General features: G+C 66.9%; 9 protein-coding genes. 3 read left to right on the forward strand and 6 right to left on the reverse strand.

The window, feature by feature from the left end; all coding sequences use genetic code 11:
- Positions 1–1596: an alkaline phosphatase D family protein gene (locus ACM0PY_RS05510; RefSeq protein WP_180885885.1), complete on the forward strand. Its 1596-nt coding sequence runs from the start codon at positions 1–3 to the stop codon at positions 1594–1596.
- A gap of 109 nt (positions 1597–1705) precedes the next feature.
- On the opposite strand, the gene ACM0PY_RS05515 is transcribed toward ACM0PY_RS05510, so the two are convergent.
- From ACM0PY_RS05515 to ACM0PY_RS05530, 4 genes are all read right to left on the reverse strand, one after another.
- Positions 1706–3814, reverse strand: a complete 2109-nt coding sequence (locus tag ACM0PY_RS05515; RefSeq protein WP_414609423.1) for a phosphocholine-specific phospholipase C — start codon at positions 3812–3814, stop codon at positions 1706–1708.
- Positions 3815–3822: 8 nt separating this feature from the next.
- Complete coding sequence (locus ACM0PY_RS05520) at positions 3823–6201, reverse strand: TonB-dependent receptor domain-containing protein (protein ID WP_134970150.1); 2379 nt, start codon at positions 6199–6201, stop codon at positions 3823–3825.
- A gap of 115 nt (positions 6202–6316) precedes the next feature.
- The gene (locus tag ACM0PY_RS05525; protein WP_111202121.1) at positions 6317–7243 is read right to left on the reverse strand and encodes a c-type cytochrome; all 927 of its coding nucleotides are present in this window, start codon (positions 7241–7243) and stop codon (positions 6317–6319) included.
- Positions 7240–8586 (reverse strand): c-type cytochrome, encoded by a 1347-nt coding sequence (locus ACM0PY_RS05530; RefSeq protein ID WP_235646679.1) that lies wholly within the window; start codon positions 8584–8586, stop codon positions 7240–7242. Before ACM0PY_RS05530 ends, ACM0PY_RS05525 begins: the two co-directional genes overlap by 4 nt.
- 182 nt (positions 8587–8768) lie before the next feature.
- Here ACM0PY_RS05530 and ACM0PY_RS05535 point away from each other — a divergent pair, with 182 nt between their 5' ends.
- A complete protein-coding gene (locus ACM0PY_RS05535; protein ID WP_180885882.1) occupies positions 8769–9887 on the forward strand; it encodes an alpha/beta hydrolase in 1119 nt (372 codons plus the stop codon).
- Between the two features lie 81 nt (positions 9888–9968).
- Here ACM0PY_RS05535 and ACM0PY_RS05540 read toward each other — a convergent pair whose 3' ends face one another.
- Both ACM0PY_RS05540 and ACM0PY_RS05545 read right to left on the reverse strand, forming a co-directional pair.
- A complete protein-coding gene (locus ACM0PY_RS05540; protein WP_134970152.1) occupies positions 9969–11108 on the reverse strand; it encodes an MFS transporter in 1140 nt (379 codons plus the stop codon).
- A gap of 169 nt (positions 11109–11277) precedes the next feature.
- On the reverse strand, positions 11278–11979 hold the full coding sequence (locus ACM0PY_RS05545; RefSeq protein ID WP_134970153.1) for a pirin family protein: 702 nt from the start codon (positions 11977–11979) through the stop codon (positions 11278–11280).
- 140 nt (positions 11980–12119) lie between these two features.
- On the opposite strand from ACM0PY_RS05545, the gene ACM0PY_RS05550 reads away from it, so the two are divergent.
- Entirely contained in the window at positions 12120–13040 is a 921-nt protein-coding gene (locus ACM0PY_RS05550; protein ID WP_134970154.1) for a LysR family transcriptional regulator, read from the forward strand.
- Positions 13041–13593 lie beyond the last annotated feature (553 nt).

Here is a 13593-nt window from a genome sequence, read left to right on the forward strand (position 1 = left end):
GTGGAGACGATCAATCGCAGGCGATTCCTGGCCTTGGCCGGCCTGTCGGCCGCAGGGGCCTGGATGGGCACGGCGCGCGCACTGGCCGCGCAGACCGACGCCACTGCACTGAACCCACGCAACCTGCTGACCTCGCCGCGCTTTGCCAGCACGCCCTTCACCCTGGGCGTGGCCTCGGGTGATCCCTCGGCCGATGGCATGGTGCTGTGGACACGGCTGGCGACCGAGCCGCTGGTGTTCGGTGGTGGCATGCCGGCCCGGCCGATGGTGGTCGAATGGCAACTGGCAGCAGACGAAGGCATGCGCAAGGTGGTACGCCAGGGTTCGGCCCTCGCGCATCCCGAACTCGGCCACGCGGTGCACGTGGAGCTGGACGGGCTGGCGCCCGGACGGCCCTACTGGTACCGCTTCACCGTAGGCGGCCACGCCAGCGCAGTGGGTTGTACGCGCACGCTGCCGTCAGCCACGGCAGCGGTGGACCGGGTGCGCTTTGTGGTGGCTGGTTGCCAGCACTACGAAGAAGGCCACTACACCGCGTGGCGGCGCATCGCCGAGGAACCGCTCGATTTCGTCTTCCACTATGGCGATTACATCTACGAAGGCGAAAGCCAGCCGGGCCCGCGGAAGATGAACGGCCAGCCGTTCACCAACCTGCGCAACCACGTCGGCCCGCAGATCTATACGCTGGATGATTACCGCCGCCGCTACGCCCAGTACAAGAGCGACGCCGACTTGCAGGCCGCGCATGCGTCGGCACCATGGTTCGTCACCTTCGATGACCACGAAGTGGACAACAACTGGGCCGGCGCCGAAGACCAGGACGATACGCCCAGCGAAGTGTTCCTGCTGCGGCGCGCGCAGGCGTTCCAAGCCTACTACGAGAACATGCCACTGCGCCGTACGGCATTCCCGCGCGATGGCCACATACAGATGTACCGGCGCGCACGCTACGGCACGCTGATGGATCTGCACCTGCTCGACACCCGCCAGTACCGCAGCAAGCAGGTGAACATGGCGCTGCGTGAGGAGGTGGAATCGCCGGAGCGCAGCATTGTGGGGGCGAAGCAGGAGCGCTGGCTGCTCGACGGCCTGTCCGATGCCGGGCCGCGCTGGCATACCATCGCCCACCAGGTGGCGCTGGGCAATTACATGCGCGAGAAGGACGGGGTAGTGCAGTCGTCCGACGACCAGTGGTCGGGCTATCTGGACAGCCGCCGACGCCTGCTCGATCACATCCAGAAGGTGGGCTTCGGCAACGTGGTGACCGCTTGCGGCGACGCGCATCGCCACTACGCCAGCGATCTGGTACAGGACCACCGTGACTCGGGTGTGGTCTCCAGCGAGTTCCTCGCCACCTCGATCACTTCCGGTGCCGACGGCCAGGGCGTGGACGCGTATGCCATGAACCAGCTTGCGCACAGTCCCTACCTGAAGGCGACCACCGACAAGCGTGGCTACGTGCTGTGCGATGTCACCCGCGATGCGTGGATCGGCGACATGAAGACGCTGGATACCGTAATGCAGCCGAATGGCGCGCTGCAGAGCTGGAAGCGCTACGCGGTGGAGCACGGCCGGCCGGGGCTGCAGGAGGCCTGAATCTGCCGATCTGCCCCGTAGAGCCGAGCCCATGCTCGGCTGCTTCTCGCCCTGGTCGCATTGCCCCGACAAAGCAGCCGAGCGTGGGCTCGGCTCTACAGAGGGCTCCTCAATCGTGCTCGAACCGCAATGGCTCGCTGCCCATTGCCGGGTCACTGGTGCCGGGGCGCCCATCCTCGGCGCGGCCGGCCAGTCGCAGTGCACTGTCGCCCGCACCGATGCGCAGGTCGTACCACCCTGCGGTGGGCGCCGCGTCCCACGCCACCGTGGCCTCAGCATGCGCCGGCAGCACCAGCGCCTGCTCCGGCATGTGCCCGGCATAGGCGCCGGCCTGCACCCGCACATTCTGCGCGCTGTTGTGCAGATTGCGCAGGTGCAGCCGTAGCTGGCCGTCCGCGCGCTCGATCGAAGCCTGCACGGCAGGCGCCTTGACCGCACCCTGGAAGTGGCGGTGGAAGCCGTTCGGACCAAGCAGCCAAAGGTCATAGCGGCCCTGGGCGTCCAGCGGCCAGCGCTCGCGCAGTGGCGTACCTGGCAGCAGCGTGTAGCGGCGTGGTACCGCATCCAGCCGCAGCCGATCGTAGACATGCAGTACGGCCGCCGCGGCTTCGCAGGACAGCGTCAGATCCACACCCGAGGCATCGACTGCGGCAATCGATGCCTGCGGACGATAGGGTAGGGCGCGCGCCGGGCGTACACCGCTTTCCTGTTTCGCTGGTTTCAGCCCCTCTGGCAGCGTGGGCACGGTGCGTCCCGGCAAGGCAGCGGCGCGTCCGGCAACCGCACTCACGTCGGGCAGGCCGCGGACGAACGGGCGGGTATCGCGCTGGGCAAAGTCGAACGCATTGCTGAGGTCGCCGCAGACCGCGCGGCGCCACGGCGAGATGTCCGGTGCGGCCACGCCAAAGCGGCGCTCGATCAGCCGTATGACCGAGGTGTGGTCGTACACCTGCGAATCGACCCAGCCGCCGCGACTCCACGGCGAGATCACGTACAGGGGTACGCGCGGTCCCAGACCGTACGGGCGCCCGCGCAGTTCGGCGAGATCGTACTTTTCGTCACCCGGTGCCGGGTGACGGTGGTACTCGCCTTCGGTGCTGACCGAGGACACACCCGCCCAACCACCGTCCACCGGCGAAGGCGGGGCAGGGGGCGGCATGTGGTCGAAGAAGCCATCGTTCTCGTCGAACATCAGCAGCAGGGCGGTGCGGCTCCACACGTCCGGATCGGCGGTCAGCGCATCCAGCACGCGTGCGGTATAGGCCGCGCCCTGTGCCGGGCTGGACGGGCCGGGATGTTCGCTGCCGGCCGCGTCGGCGATGATGAAGCTGACCTGCGGCAGGCGCCCGTCAATGACGTCCTGGCGCAGCTGCGTCAGGCCCCGCGTGCTGACCCCGCGCGCGCGCAGCTGCGGGTCATGCCCTGGCGCCGCGCGGTGGGCCTGACGGAAGGCCTCGAAACCCGCCAGCGGGTTGTCGGTGAAGTTGTCGGCCATGTCCTGGTAGATCTGCCAGGACACGCCGGCCCTCTGCAGGCGCTCGACATAGCTGGTCCAGCGGTACGACGCCGGATGCCCACCCTGTTCAGGGAAATTGTCGTGCGAGTTGGCGATCACCGGGCCACCGGCGTGGGCCTGCGGATCGTTGTGGCCGGTCCACAGGAACACCCGGTTCGGGTTGGTGCCGGCCTGCATCGCGCAGTGGTAGGCATCGCAGATCGTGAAGGCATCGGCCAGCGCGAACTGGAACGGCAGGTCGCTGCGCTGGAAGTAGCCCATCGAGTGGTTCTGCTTGGCCTTCGGCCATTGCCCCATGCGACCTTGGTCCCAGGCGCGCTGCGCATCGGGCCAGGTATGCGGCGTGCCTTCCACGCGCATGTAGCCGAAATGCGCGGCGGTATCCAGCGGGAACGGCGCGATCGCGCGCTTGCCGCTGGCATCGGGCTGCAGCCACAGGCTGCGGACGCGGTCACCAGCTTGCAGCGCGGCGGCCGGGGCGACGAACCGATCACCGAAGCCACGTACGCCCGGCAGCGTGCCGAAGTAGTGGTCGAACGAACGGTTCTCCTGCATGAACACCACGATGTGCTGCAGGTCTTCCAGGCTGCGCGTCTGCGCGGCGGGGGCGATCGCGGCGGCCCGGGCGATGCTGGGCAGCAGTGGAGAAAAGCCGGCGGCAACGCCGGCCTGCAACAACCGGCGTCGGCCGATATCGGTCACGGGCTCACTCACAGGTCCACGCGGAAAGAGATCCCGACGGTGCGCGGAGCGCCGATGAAGGCGTTGTCGCGGCCGTCCACCCCTGCAAGATACCGCTTATCGGTGAGGTTGCTCACCACCAGGTTGGCGCCCATGCCCTTCAGGCGCGGCGACAGGCCCTGCAGGTCGAAGCCGATGTTGGCGTTGAACACGGTGGCCGACGGCAGCTTGTTGACGTTGGCGGCGTCGAGATAGCGCGTGCCCAGGTAACGGCCGGACAGGCCGAAGTTCCAGTTCTCACCCTGCCAGTCCGCCGACAGGACGAGGGTCTGTTCGGGCTGGCCGATCACCTTGGCGCCGTCGACGATGCCCAGCTGGGTATCACGCGCGGCATCGCCACTGCCCAGGTACTTGGAGCGGTTGTAGGTATAGGCGGCGTTGAGGCGCCAGCCGTTGTCCCAGCCATAGCCGAACGCCGCTTCCAGGCCGTTGCTTTCCACGCCGCCGAAGTTCTCGTAGACACCGTCGGTCTCGCCCAGGTAGTCAATGCCGCTGACGAAGCCGGCCGGCAGGTAGACGATGCGGTTGTCGAACTTGATGTTGTACAGCGTGACCGAGGCGGTCAGCGGCCAGCGGCTGATGCGCATGCCCACTTCAATGTTGTCGGCGGTCTCCGGCTCGACGTTGCGGAAGCGCTGCGGGTCGGTCTCGCCGAGCACGCCGGAAGGAATCGCGGCGAAGTTCTGCGAGAAGCCGGCGAACAGCTCCATGCCTTCCACGCCCGGCGCCCAGGTCAAGCCGGTGGACAGCAGCGGGTCGGACCTGGAATCGGATCTGACCTGCTCGCTGGCACCGATCACGCGGCGGCGCGACTGGTCGACGAAGAACTGCTTCACGCCCAGGCGTGCGCTGAACGGCCCGAACCTCGCCACGTCCTCGACGTAGTACATCTGCTCGTCAACCTTGTACTTGTCCTCGAACTGTACCCAGTACGGTTGATGGTCGAAGGCGATATCCTGGCCGACGTTGAGCAGGCGATGCCAGTCGCGGCGTGCCGATCGGTCCAGCTTCTCCACCCACAGGCCACCACGGATCGTGTTGTCGACCGTGCCGAAGGTCTGCCGCCACTCGACGTCGGCGGTCACGCCCATGCGGTCGTTGTCGTAGTGCGTGTGGCGATACGACTGCGCGCCCAGCACGTTGCCGGCGTAGCAGTTCGGATCATATTCGGCAGTGAAACCCAGCTGCGGTGTGCAGTTGGCCAGGCGCTGCGCGGCGCTGCCGTCGGGACTGACGAAGAAGATCTGGCCACGGTTGCTGCCGCCGTACACGGTCTTTCCTCCGACGTACTCCGACTCGGGGCGGCCCGCTCCGTCATCGCTGACCTGCGCAAGGTACGGTGGCAGCCAGTCGCCACGACCTTCCATGCGGTGTCCGTAAGCCGCCACCGAGGCCTTGAAGCCGTTGCCACCGTCGAAGGCCGCGCGCAGGTAGCCGAAGGTGTTCTCGCGCAGCGCACGCGAGCCGGAACGGTAGTTCTGGTCCAGGTAGGGAATGCCGGTGAGGGTGCCGACCAGGTTGTCACGATCAGGATTGGTGGCGAAGCCCTTCGGTGAGACGCTGGTGTATTCCGGCTCGTCCGCATCGTTGTAGGACAGGTAGCCGGTCAGGGTCCAGCGATCCAGTTCGGTGATGAACTTGCCGGCGATGTGGTCGTTGCTGGCGTGCCCGGTGCCGTCGATCCAGTCGTGCACCTTCGACGAGGAGGCGCTGACCCAGGCGCGGGTGTGGCCGCCGAGCAGGCCGGTGTCGTAGCGCACGTAGTACTTGCGCGCCTCGTTGTCACCGGCGCCGACCACGAAGCGCAGGCGGCTGTCCTGCAGCGGATCGCTGGTGAGGAAGTTGAGGGTGCCGCCCAGCGCTTCGTTCGAGCGCGAGGAGATATCAGCGGTGCCCTGGCTGACTTCCACCGTTTCCAGGTCGAGGGTGTCGATGTAGCGGTTGGCCAGCGAGCCGCCGCCGTAACCGGAACCGCCGTTGGGCAGGCCGTCGATGGTAGTGCCGATCTGCTGTGTGTCGCGGTTGGTGACGAAGCCACGCATGCTGATCTGCGTGCCCCACACCGATGAGCCGGTGGCATCGGCTTCGCTGACCACCACGCCGGGCACTTCATTGAGCGCGTCGTTGACGCTGCTCATCACGGTCTGCCGGTTCAGCGTTTCCGCGCGCACCGCCGTCTTGGCGTAGCTGGTGGCCTGGCCGATCACCTGCACCTGGTCCAGGGTACGGGCATCAGTGCTGCGCGCCTCGGCCGCATCGCCCTGCGGTGCTTCGGCCAGGGCGTCCAGTGCAGGGGCGATCAGCAGGGCAAGCAGCGAAACACGGGGAAAGCACGCAATCGTTCGCATCGAAACCGGACCTTCAGCAGAGGGAAGCCCCGGAGTGTCGGCAGCGCCAATGACATCGGCATGACGCGAAGATGCAGGAACCGTGTTGTGTGACGGCCCGCAGCTGCTGCCGGCATCAGTACCGCGCGTCCTTGGGTTTCGGGTCGCGCGGCCAGTCCTTGGCCTTGTTGGCGAAGTCCGGCCGCGGCTGGTTGATGAAATAGCTGGCGATGTCCACCGCATCCTGGTCGGGCATCACCTGTTGCCCCAGCGGAGGTTCGCGGGTCACTGCCGGTGGCATGTTGTGCTTGACGAAACCGGCCGCCTTGTACAGGCGCGCCATGCCGGCGCCGATGTTGAAGCTGTGGTCGCCCCACAGCGGCGGGAAAGCGATGTCACCACTGGCGTCGCGCCGGCCTTCGCCGTTGTCGCCGTGGCAGGCAGCGCACTGTACGGCGTACAGCGCCTGGCCGCGGATCGGATCCGGGGCCAGCGTGCTGTCGATGGGCCCTTCGCTTGGCGCGGCGACTTTTGCACCGTCCGGCACTGCACTGTTTAGCCACGCCATGTAGTCGAGCATCGCGCGCATCTGTGACGCGTCCTTCGGCAGCGGCCTGCCGTTCATCGAACGCTGCAGGCAGCCATTGATGCGTTCGGTCAGGCCGATCACCTTGCCAGGCCGCGGCATGTAACGCGGATAGGCGCCGCCACCGGTGTTGAAGTAGTGGTTGCCGAAGGGACGCTTGCCCTCGGCCATGTGGCACGAATTGCAGTTCAGATCGTTGCCGACGTTGTCCGGCAGCAGTCGTGCGGTTTCGTTGAGGATGCGGCGGCCGAGCATCACCGACTCGGCATTGCCGAGCCCGGCGATTTCTTCGGCGCTCGGCGCATGGTAGGCGCCGACCACCTTGCCCTGTGCATCGAGGATATCGATCGTGCCGGTCACGGCGGCATCCAGATCCGGGTACAGATGACGGTAAGCGAGGGTACCGGCGCCGGCCAGCAGCACCAGGGTGATCGCACTACCGATCAGCAGGCGGGAACGCGTGCGCGAACGCTTCATTGTGCGGCCTCCTGCGGAACGTAGTGCACCGGCTTGTCGCGCACCACCCGGCGCATGCGCGCCACGTCGACCTCGCTCACTGCGCTGGCCTGATTGCCCCAGCTGCTGCGGATGAAGGTCAGGATCTGTGCCAGCTGCGCGTTCGGCAGCTGCTCGAAGCCTGGCATGGTGAAGGCCATGCGGTCGTGCGGGGTCTGTGGCGTGCGGCCGCCGATCAGGGTCACCTGCACCAGCGAGCTGGGATCGTCGGCGAACACGATCGAGTTGCCGGCCAGGGCCGGATAGACGCGCGGCATGCCGCGGCCGTCGGCGCGGTGGCAGGCCTGGCAGTGCTCGGCATAGGCCAGCGAACCGGCCACGCGGTAGTCGCCGCTGCGCAGTGCGGCGGTGGTGGTGTCAGTACCGGGCGACCACTGTGCGCTGCGTCCTTCGCGGGCGGGCAGCTGCTTCAGGTAGCGTGCCATCGCCAGCAGGTCCGCGTCGGACAGGTACTGCGTGCTGTGCTCGACCACATCGGCCATGCCGCCGAAAGCCGCCGAACGATCGGTGCGGCCAGTGCGCAGGAAGTCGACGATCTCGCCTTCGCTCCAGCTGGCCAGGCCGGTCGATTCGTTGCGCAGGTTCTTCGCGTACCAGCCTTCCAGCACCGAACCGGACAGGAACTGGCGGCTGCCATCATCGGCCATCGCCTTTTCCTGGAACGCCAGCCCGCGTGGCGTGTGGCAGGCACCGCAATGCGCCAGGCCTTCCACCAGTTCGGCACCACGCTGCTGGCCGGCGTCCAGCGACGGATCCGGGCTGAAGCTGCGTGGGCGTGCGAACAGCAGTTGCCACCATGCCAGAGGCCAGCGCATGTTGGCTGGCCATGGAATCGTGCTGTCGGCGTTGTCCTGCTTCACCGGCTGCACCGAGCCCATGAAATAGGCGTACAGCGCCTTTATCTCGGCGTCGCGGGCAATCACGTACGAGGCGTACGGCATTGCCGGATACAACGGCTGGCCATCGTGACGGATGCCGCGACGTACCGCGCGTTCAAAGTCGGCGTAGTCGTAGGCGCCGATGCCGGTTTCCGGATCGGGGGTGATGTTGGTCGAGTAGATCGTCCCCATCGGCGTCTGCATGCCGAGGCCACCGGCGAACGGCTTGCCGCCCGGCGCGGTGTGGCAGGCCGCACAGTCGGCGGCGCGCGACAGGTACTGCCCCTGTGCGATCAGCGCCGGGTCGTGGATGTCGACCTGCGCGGCCTGCCGAGGTGCGAACCAGTAGGGCGCGCTGCGGGCGATGCCATAGGCGGCGGCCAGCGTGGCGGCCAGGGCAATGGCGAGCTTGAACGAGGTGCGCATGGGGGCACTGTGGGCAAGCATGCCGGCGTATTCATTGATCCGGATCAATGCCGAGGTCGATCGCGCCATTGTGACAACCTGAATCGATCCCGCATTGTCATCAAGCCGTCATCCACGCGCGATAGATGGCCCACGCCCGCGTCGTTAACCTGCCACGCTGTCGCATCCTTTCCCGATTGCCCATGAAGCGCCTGCTGCTGTTGTTGCTGGCGTGCGCCGGCCTGTGGCTGGCTGCATGCTCATCCTCGATCAACGCCTCGTCCACCTCGCTTGCCGACCGGCTGATCGCGCCAGGCGGCGTGTCGACCCTGCTCGATCGCCCGCGCATCGCCGCGGCCATTGCCGGGCTGCCCAACCGGCATGGCTTCGCAGCGGGTCGCGATGGCGTGCCGATCTTCTGGCGCGTGTTCGACCCCGGTGACTACGGCGCGCGGTACCACTACCTTCCGCAGCGTCATGAGAACGGCCTGCCTCTTGATACCGGCCTGAGTCTGGCCGTGCCACAGCCGTTCCGCGCGCAGGCGCCACGCGGCACCGTGGTGCTGCTGCATGGGTGGATGATGAATGGTGATTCTATGCTGCCATGGTCGCTGCAGCTGGCCGAGTCCGGCTACCGCGTGGTCACGCTCGACCTGCGCAACCATGGCCAGTCCGGTGCAGGACCGTCCGGCTATGGCACCTATGAATCGGATGACGTGGTCGATGTCATCGGCGAGCTGCGCGCGCGCGGCGAAGTGACCGGCCCGCTGTACCTGTTCGGTGTGTCCTATGGTGCGGCCACGGCGGTGTTCACCGCCGACAAGCTGGGTGACCAGGTGGCCGGCGTGGTGGCGATGGAATCGTTCGCCAATGCCGGTGCGGCGATCCGCACGATGATCCCGCACCTGATGGGACTGCAGCCGGAGGGCCTGAAGGCGCAGGCGGTGGCGTCGTACGTACGCTGGCGCTATGGGGGCCAGGACATCAACCAGGTGATCGCCGCCGCCAGCCGTCGTATCGATGTCGATCTGGACCGCGTCGACGTCGCGCGTGCGCTGGCCGATACCCGCGCCTGCGTGCTGTTGCTGCACGGTCAGGGTGACCAGCACATTCCGGTCAGCCAGGGCCGGCAGCTTGCGCAGGCCAACCCGCGCGCGCACTACATCGAAATGCGTGGAGAGGATCACATCACCCTGCCGCTGCGGCTGGACCTGCTGGCCGGCGTGGTCGACGACTGGATGGCGCGCGACCAGCACCACCCGCAGAGCGCGTGCCCAGCCCCACAGCTGCCGGCCCAGGCCGAATGGCTGGCGCACGGCTGAAAAAAGGGGACGGAGGGGATTAAGTCGTTTGCAGCACACTCGGGGCAGATGCGACTTAATCCCCTCCGTCCCCTTTTTCTGTCAGGCCACGCGTCGGGCCAGTGAGCGGGCGGAGGCGGCTACGCCCAGCAGCAGTACGGCGACGCACATGAAGGCAAAGCCGAGGCTGGTGGCGTGCGCCACTGCGCCGATCGCCGCCGGACCAGCGAGGATGCCGGCGTAACCCAATGTGGTCACGGCAGTGATGGCGATGCTTTCCGGCATCACCCGCTGCTGGCCTGCCATCGAGAACAGCGCCGGCACGATGTTGGCGCAGCCCAGCCCGACCAGTACGTAGCCGGCCAGCGCCACCGGAAACGAGGGCACCAGCGTGGCCAGGGTGAAGCCTGCCGCGGCCGTGATACCGCCAAAGACCAGGGTGCGGGTGCGGCCGAGGTGCTCGACGATACCGTCACCGAACAGGCGCATTGCCGTCATCGCCAGGGTGAACAACGCGAAGCCGGCCCCGGCCTGGTCACGCGGCACCTGCCGCACTTCGGCCAGGAACACGGCGCTCCAGTCCAGCATCGAGCCCTCGGCGAGGAACACCACGAAGGCCAGTACGCCGATGAACAGCACCACGCCATGCGGCAGTGCCAGCAGCGGGCCTTCGTGCAGGATCCGTTGCGGACGCCAATGCGGCGCCGACAGCATCGCAACCAGCAGAAGTGCCCCCACCGAAACCAGCGCGGCCAGCCACAGCGGCGTGCCGAGGATCAGCAGCCCGGTGATGCAGCCAGCACCGACAAATCCACCGATGCTGTAGAAGGCGTGGAAGCCGGACATCATCGCGCGCCCGGCATCGCGCTCGACCGCCACCGCCTGCATGTTCATCGCACAATCCAGTGCACCGACGCCGGCACCGAACACGAACAGCGCCGCGCCCAGCCACACCGGCGAGGGCGCAAGCACCAGCAAGGGCAGGGCGCACAGCATCATCGCGCAGGTGATCACCATCACCCGGCGGCAACCCAACCGCCCCGTCAGTGCACCTGCCAGCGGCATCGCCAGCAGCGAGCCGAGCCCGAGGCACAGCAGCACGGCGCCGAGGCTGGCGTCGGTCAGCCCGGCCTTGGCCTTGGCGTAAGGCACCATCGGCGCCCACGCGGCGGTGGCGAATCCAGGAATGAAGAAGGCGGCACGGGTGGCGTGCTGCTGGGCACGCGGAGATGAAGGCGTCATGCGAGGGCGGGTCCGGATAAACGCTGCCATGAAAGCGTTTCCAGTCGCATCGAGCAAGAGGCATTCGGGTCACCGAAGGCCGAATACGATTGCGGGCCGTCCATCAGGCGCAGCGGGCCCGGCGATGCCTTTCCGCATCGCCGGGCCACGTCTTCAGGACAGGGCGTGTTTACAGCGGCAGGTCGAACACCAGCACTTCGGCGTCGTTGCCGTTTTCCAGGGTCAGCTGCGCTTCGTCACTGACCTGCAGCGCATCACCGGCTTCCAGGGTGATGCCGTTGACCTGCAGCTGGCCACGCGCCACCTGCACATAGGCGCCACGACCGTTGCCGAGGGCGTGATGCAGCTTCTGGCCGCCATCAAGAATGGTGGCGAAGATGCGGGCATCCTGGTGGATGCGCAGCGAACCGTCGGCACCGTCAGGCGAAGCGATCAGGCGCAGCTGTCCACGCTTGCTGTCCGGCGAGAAGTGGGTCTCTTCGTACGACGGCACGATGTTCTCGCTGTCCGGGAAGATCCAGATCTGCAGGAAATGCACGGTCTCGTCGGCCGAATGGTTGAACTCGCTGTGAGTGACGCCGCTGCCGGCGCTCATGCGCTGTACGTCGCCGTAGCGCAGCACCGAGCCGGTGCCCATCGAGTCCTTGTGTTCCAGTGCACCGCCCAGCACGTAGGAGATGATCTCCATGTTGCTGTGGCCGTGGGTGCCGAAGCCCTGGCCGCCGATCACCTTGTCTTCGTTGATCACCCGCAACGGGCCGAAGCTGACGTAACGGGGGTCGTAGTAGTTGGCGAAGGAGAAGGTATGGCGCGAGGACAGCCAGCCATGCTCGGCCAGGCCACGGGTAGCGCTCTTGCGGATCTGCAGCATGAGGGAATCTCCTTGTTCGATGGTTTCGATGGGGCGGGGTGGACCAGTGACCGCTGTGTTTCCCCGTTGGAGAGAAGTATCCGCTTGCGTCCGGGGTTTGAAAAACGGATAGTTTTGACGACCATCATCGAAAAATTCGAATGCTCAAGCTCAGCCTCGATGCCCTGCAGATCCTGGATGCCATCGACCGCCGTGGATCGTTTGCCGGTGCCGGCAAGGCGTTGCACAAGGTGCCTTCGACCATCTCCTATACCGTGGCCAAGCTGGAGGAGGATCTGGGCGTGCAGCTGTTCGACCGGGTTGGCCCGCGCGCCGAGCTGACCGCAGCTGGCCGAGCGCTGCTGGACGAGGGCCGGCACCTGCTGCGTGCAGCCCGCGAGCTGGAACTGCGGGTGCGGCGGGTGGCCTCGGGCTGGGAGACCGAACTGACCCTGGCGGTGGACTCGGTGTTCCCGACCTGGCTGCTCGGCCCGGACATCGCCGCGTTTCGTGAGGCCCAGGCGCCGACCCGGCTGCGACTGATCAACGAGGCCTTGTCCGGTACCTGGGAAGCTCTGCTGGACCGGCGTGCCGACCTGCTGGTCGGCGCACCAGGCGAGGGGCCCAGTGGCGGCGGTTACGTGGTCGAGCCGCTGGGCACGGTGGCGTTCGTGTTCGCGGTCGCGCCCGGTCATCCGTTGGCGGCAGTGCCAGGCGTGCTCGGTCGCGAGCAGCTGGTCGAACACTGCGCGATCGCGGTCTCCGATTCCGCGCGCAGGCTTCTGCCGCGCACGGTCGGCCTGTTGATGGGGCAGGAGATGCTGACGGTGCCGGACATGGCCAGCAAGCTGAAGCTGCAGTGCGAAGGCGTGGGCTTCGGCTTCCTGCCCGAGCCGTGCGCGCGCGCTGCGGTGGCGCGTGGCCAGCTGGTGATCCGCGAGGTGGAGGAGCACAAGCCGGAAGAGACCTTCTGGCTGGCCTGGCGCACCGGCGAGGACGGCGCCGCACTGCGTTGGTGGCGCGAGCGCTTGCGCAGGCCGGAGCTGCTGTCGCAGTGGTGGGAGGCAATGGCCAGGGGGTAGGGCTTTGGCAGGGCTGCGCCCTGCACCCGCCGAGGCCAAAGCAACAGCAACAGCGTGCATTCCGTGAGATGGCGGGGTGGGTCCGGTTGCGGGGGACGCCGTGAATCCGTCCATGGAGGCTCGGTCGCCGCATCCATGCGGCTCACGCCCCCGCAACCGGACCCACCCCGCCTTTGACAGTTTCCGGCGATCTGTCGGTGCTGGTGCGGTCGGTGGGTGTCGACCTTGGTCGACACGGTAGATCCACGCCATGCGTGGATGCTCTTCGATCAATTGTCGAAATGTTCGAACTCGATGGAGATTCATCCACGCATGGCGTGGATCCATCAGATCGCGGAAATCTGTCAGAGGTGGGGCGGTGTCGGAGTGCGGGGTGTCAGCCGCATGGATGCGGCTGCCAAGCCTACATGGACGTACTTGCGGCGTCCCCGCACTCCGACACCGCCCCGCCATCCCACGGAATGCGCGCTGTTGCTGTTGCTCCGGCTCTGGCTGTGGCCTCTGAAGGTGCAGGGCGCAGCCCTGCCGAAAAACACACATAAAAAAACAGCAG

Source organism: Stenotrophomonas sp. BR163, from assembly GCF_047520985.2.
Taxonomy (GTDB): Bacteria; Pseudomonadota; Gammaproteobacteria; order Xanthomonadales; family Xanthomonadaceae; genus Stenotrophomonas; species Stenotrophomonas sepilia.

What these genes read in the sequence shown, in the direction of transcription:
- ACM0PY_RS05520 (WP_134970150.1), bottom strand. Translation starts at nt 6,201, where the DNA reads ATGCGAACGATTGCGTGCTTTCCCCGTGTTTCGCTGCTTGCCCTGCTG.
- ACM0PY_RS05525 (WP_111202121.1), bottom strand. Translation starts at nt 7,243, where the DNA reads ATGAAGCGTTCGCGCACGCGTTCCCGCCTGCTGATCGGTAGTGCGATC.
- ACM0PY_RS05530 (WP_235646679.1), bottom strand. Translation starts at nt 8,586, where the DNA reads ATGCGCACCTCGTTCAAGCTCGCCATTGCCCTGGCCGCCACGCTGGCC.
- ACM0PY_RS05535 (WP_180885882.1), top strand. Translation starts at nt 8,769, where the DNA reads ATGAAGCGCCTGCTGCTGTTGTTGCTGGCGTGCGCCGGCCTGTGGCTG.
- ACM0PY_RS05540 (WP_134970152.1), bottom strand. Translation starts at nt 11,108, where the DNA reads ATGACGCCTTCATCTCCGCGTGCCCAGCAGCACGCCACCCGTGCCGCC.
- ACM0PY_RS05545 (WP_134970153.1), bottom strand. Translation starts at nt 11,979, where the DNA reads ATGCTGCAGATCCGCAAGAGCGCTACCCGTGGCCTGGCCGAGCATGGC.
- ACM0PY_RS05550 (WP_134970154.1), top strand. Translation starts at nt 12,120, where the DNA reads ATGCTCAAGCTCAGCCTCGATGCCCTGCAGATCCTGGATGCCATCGAC.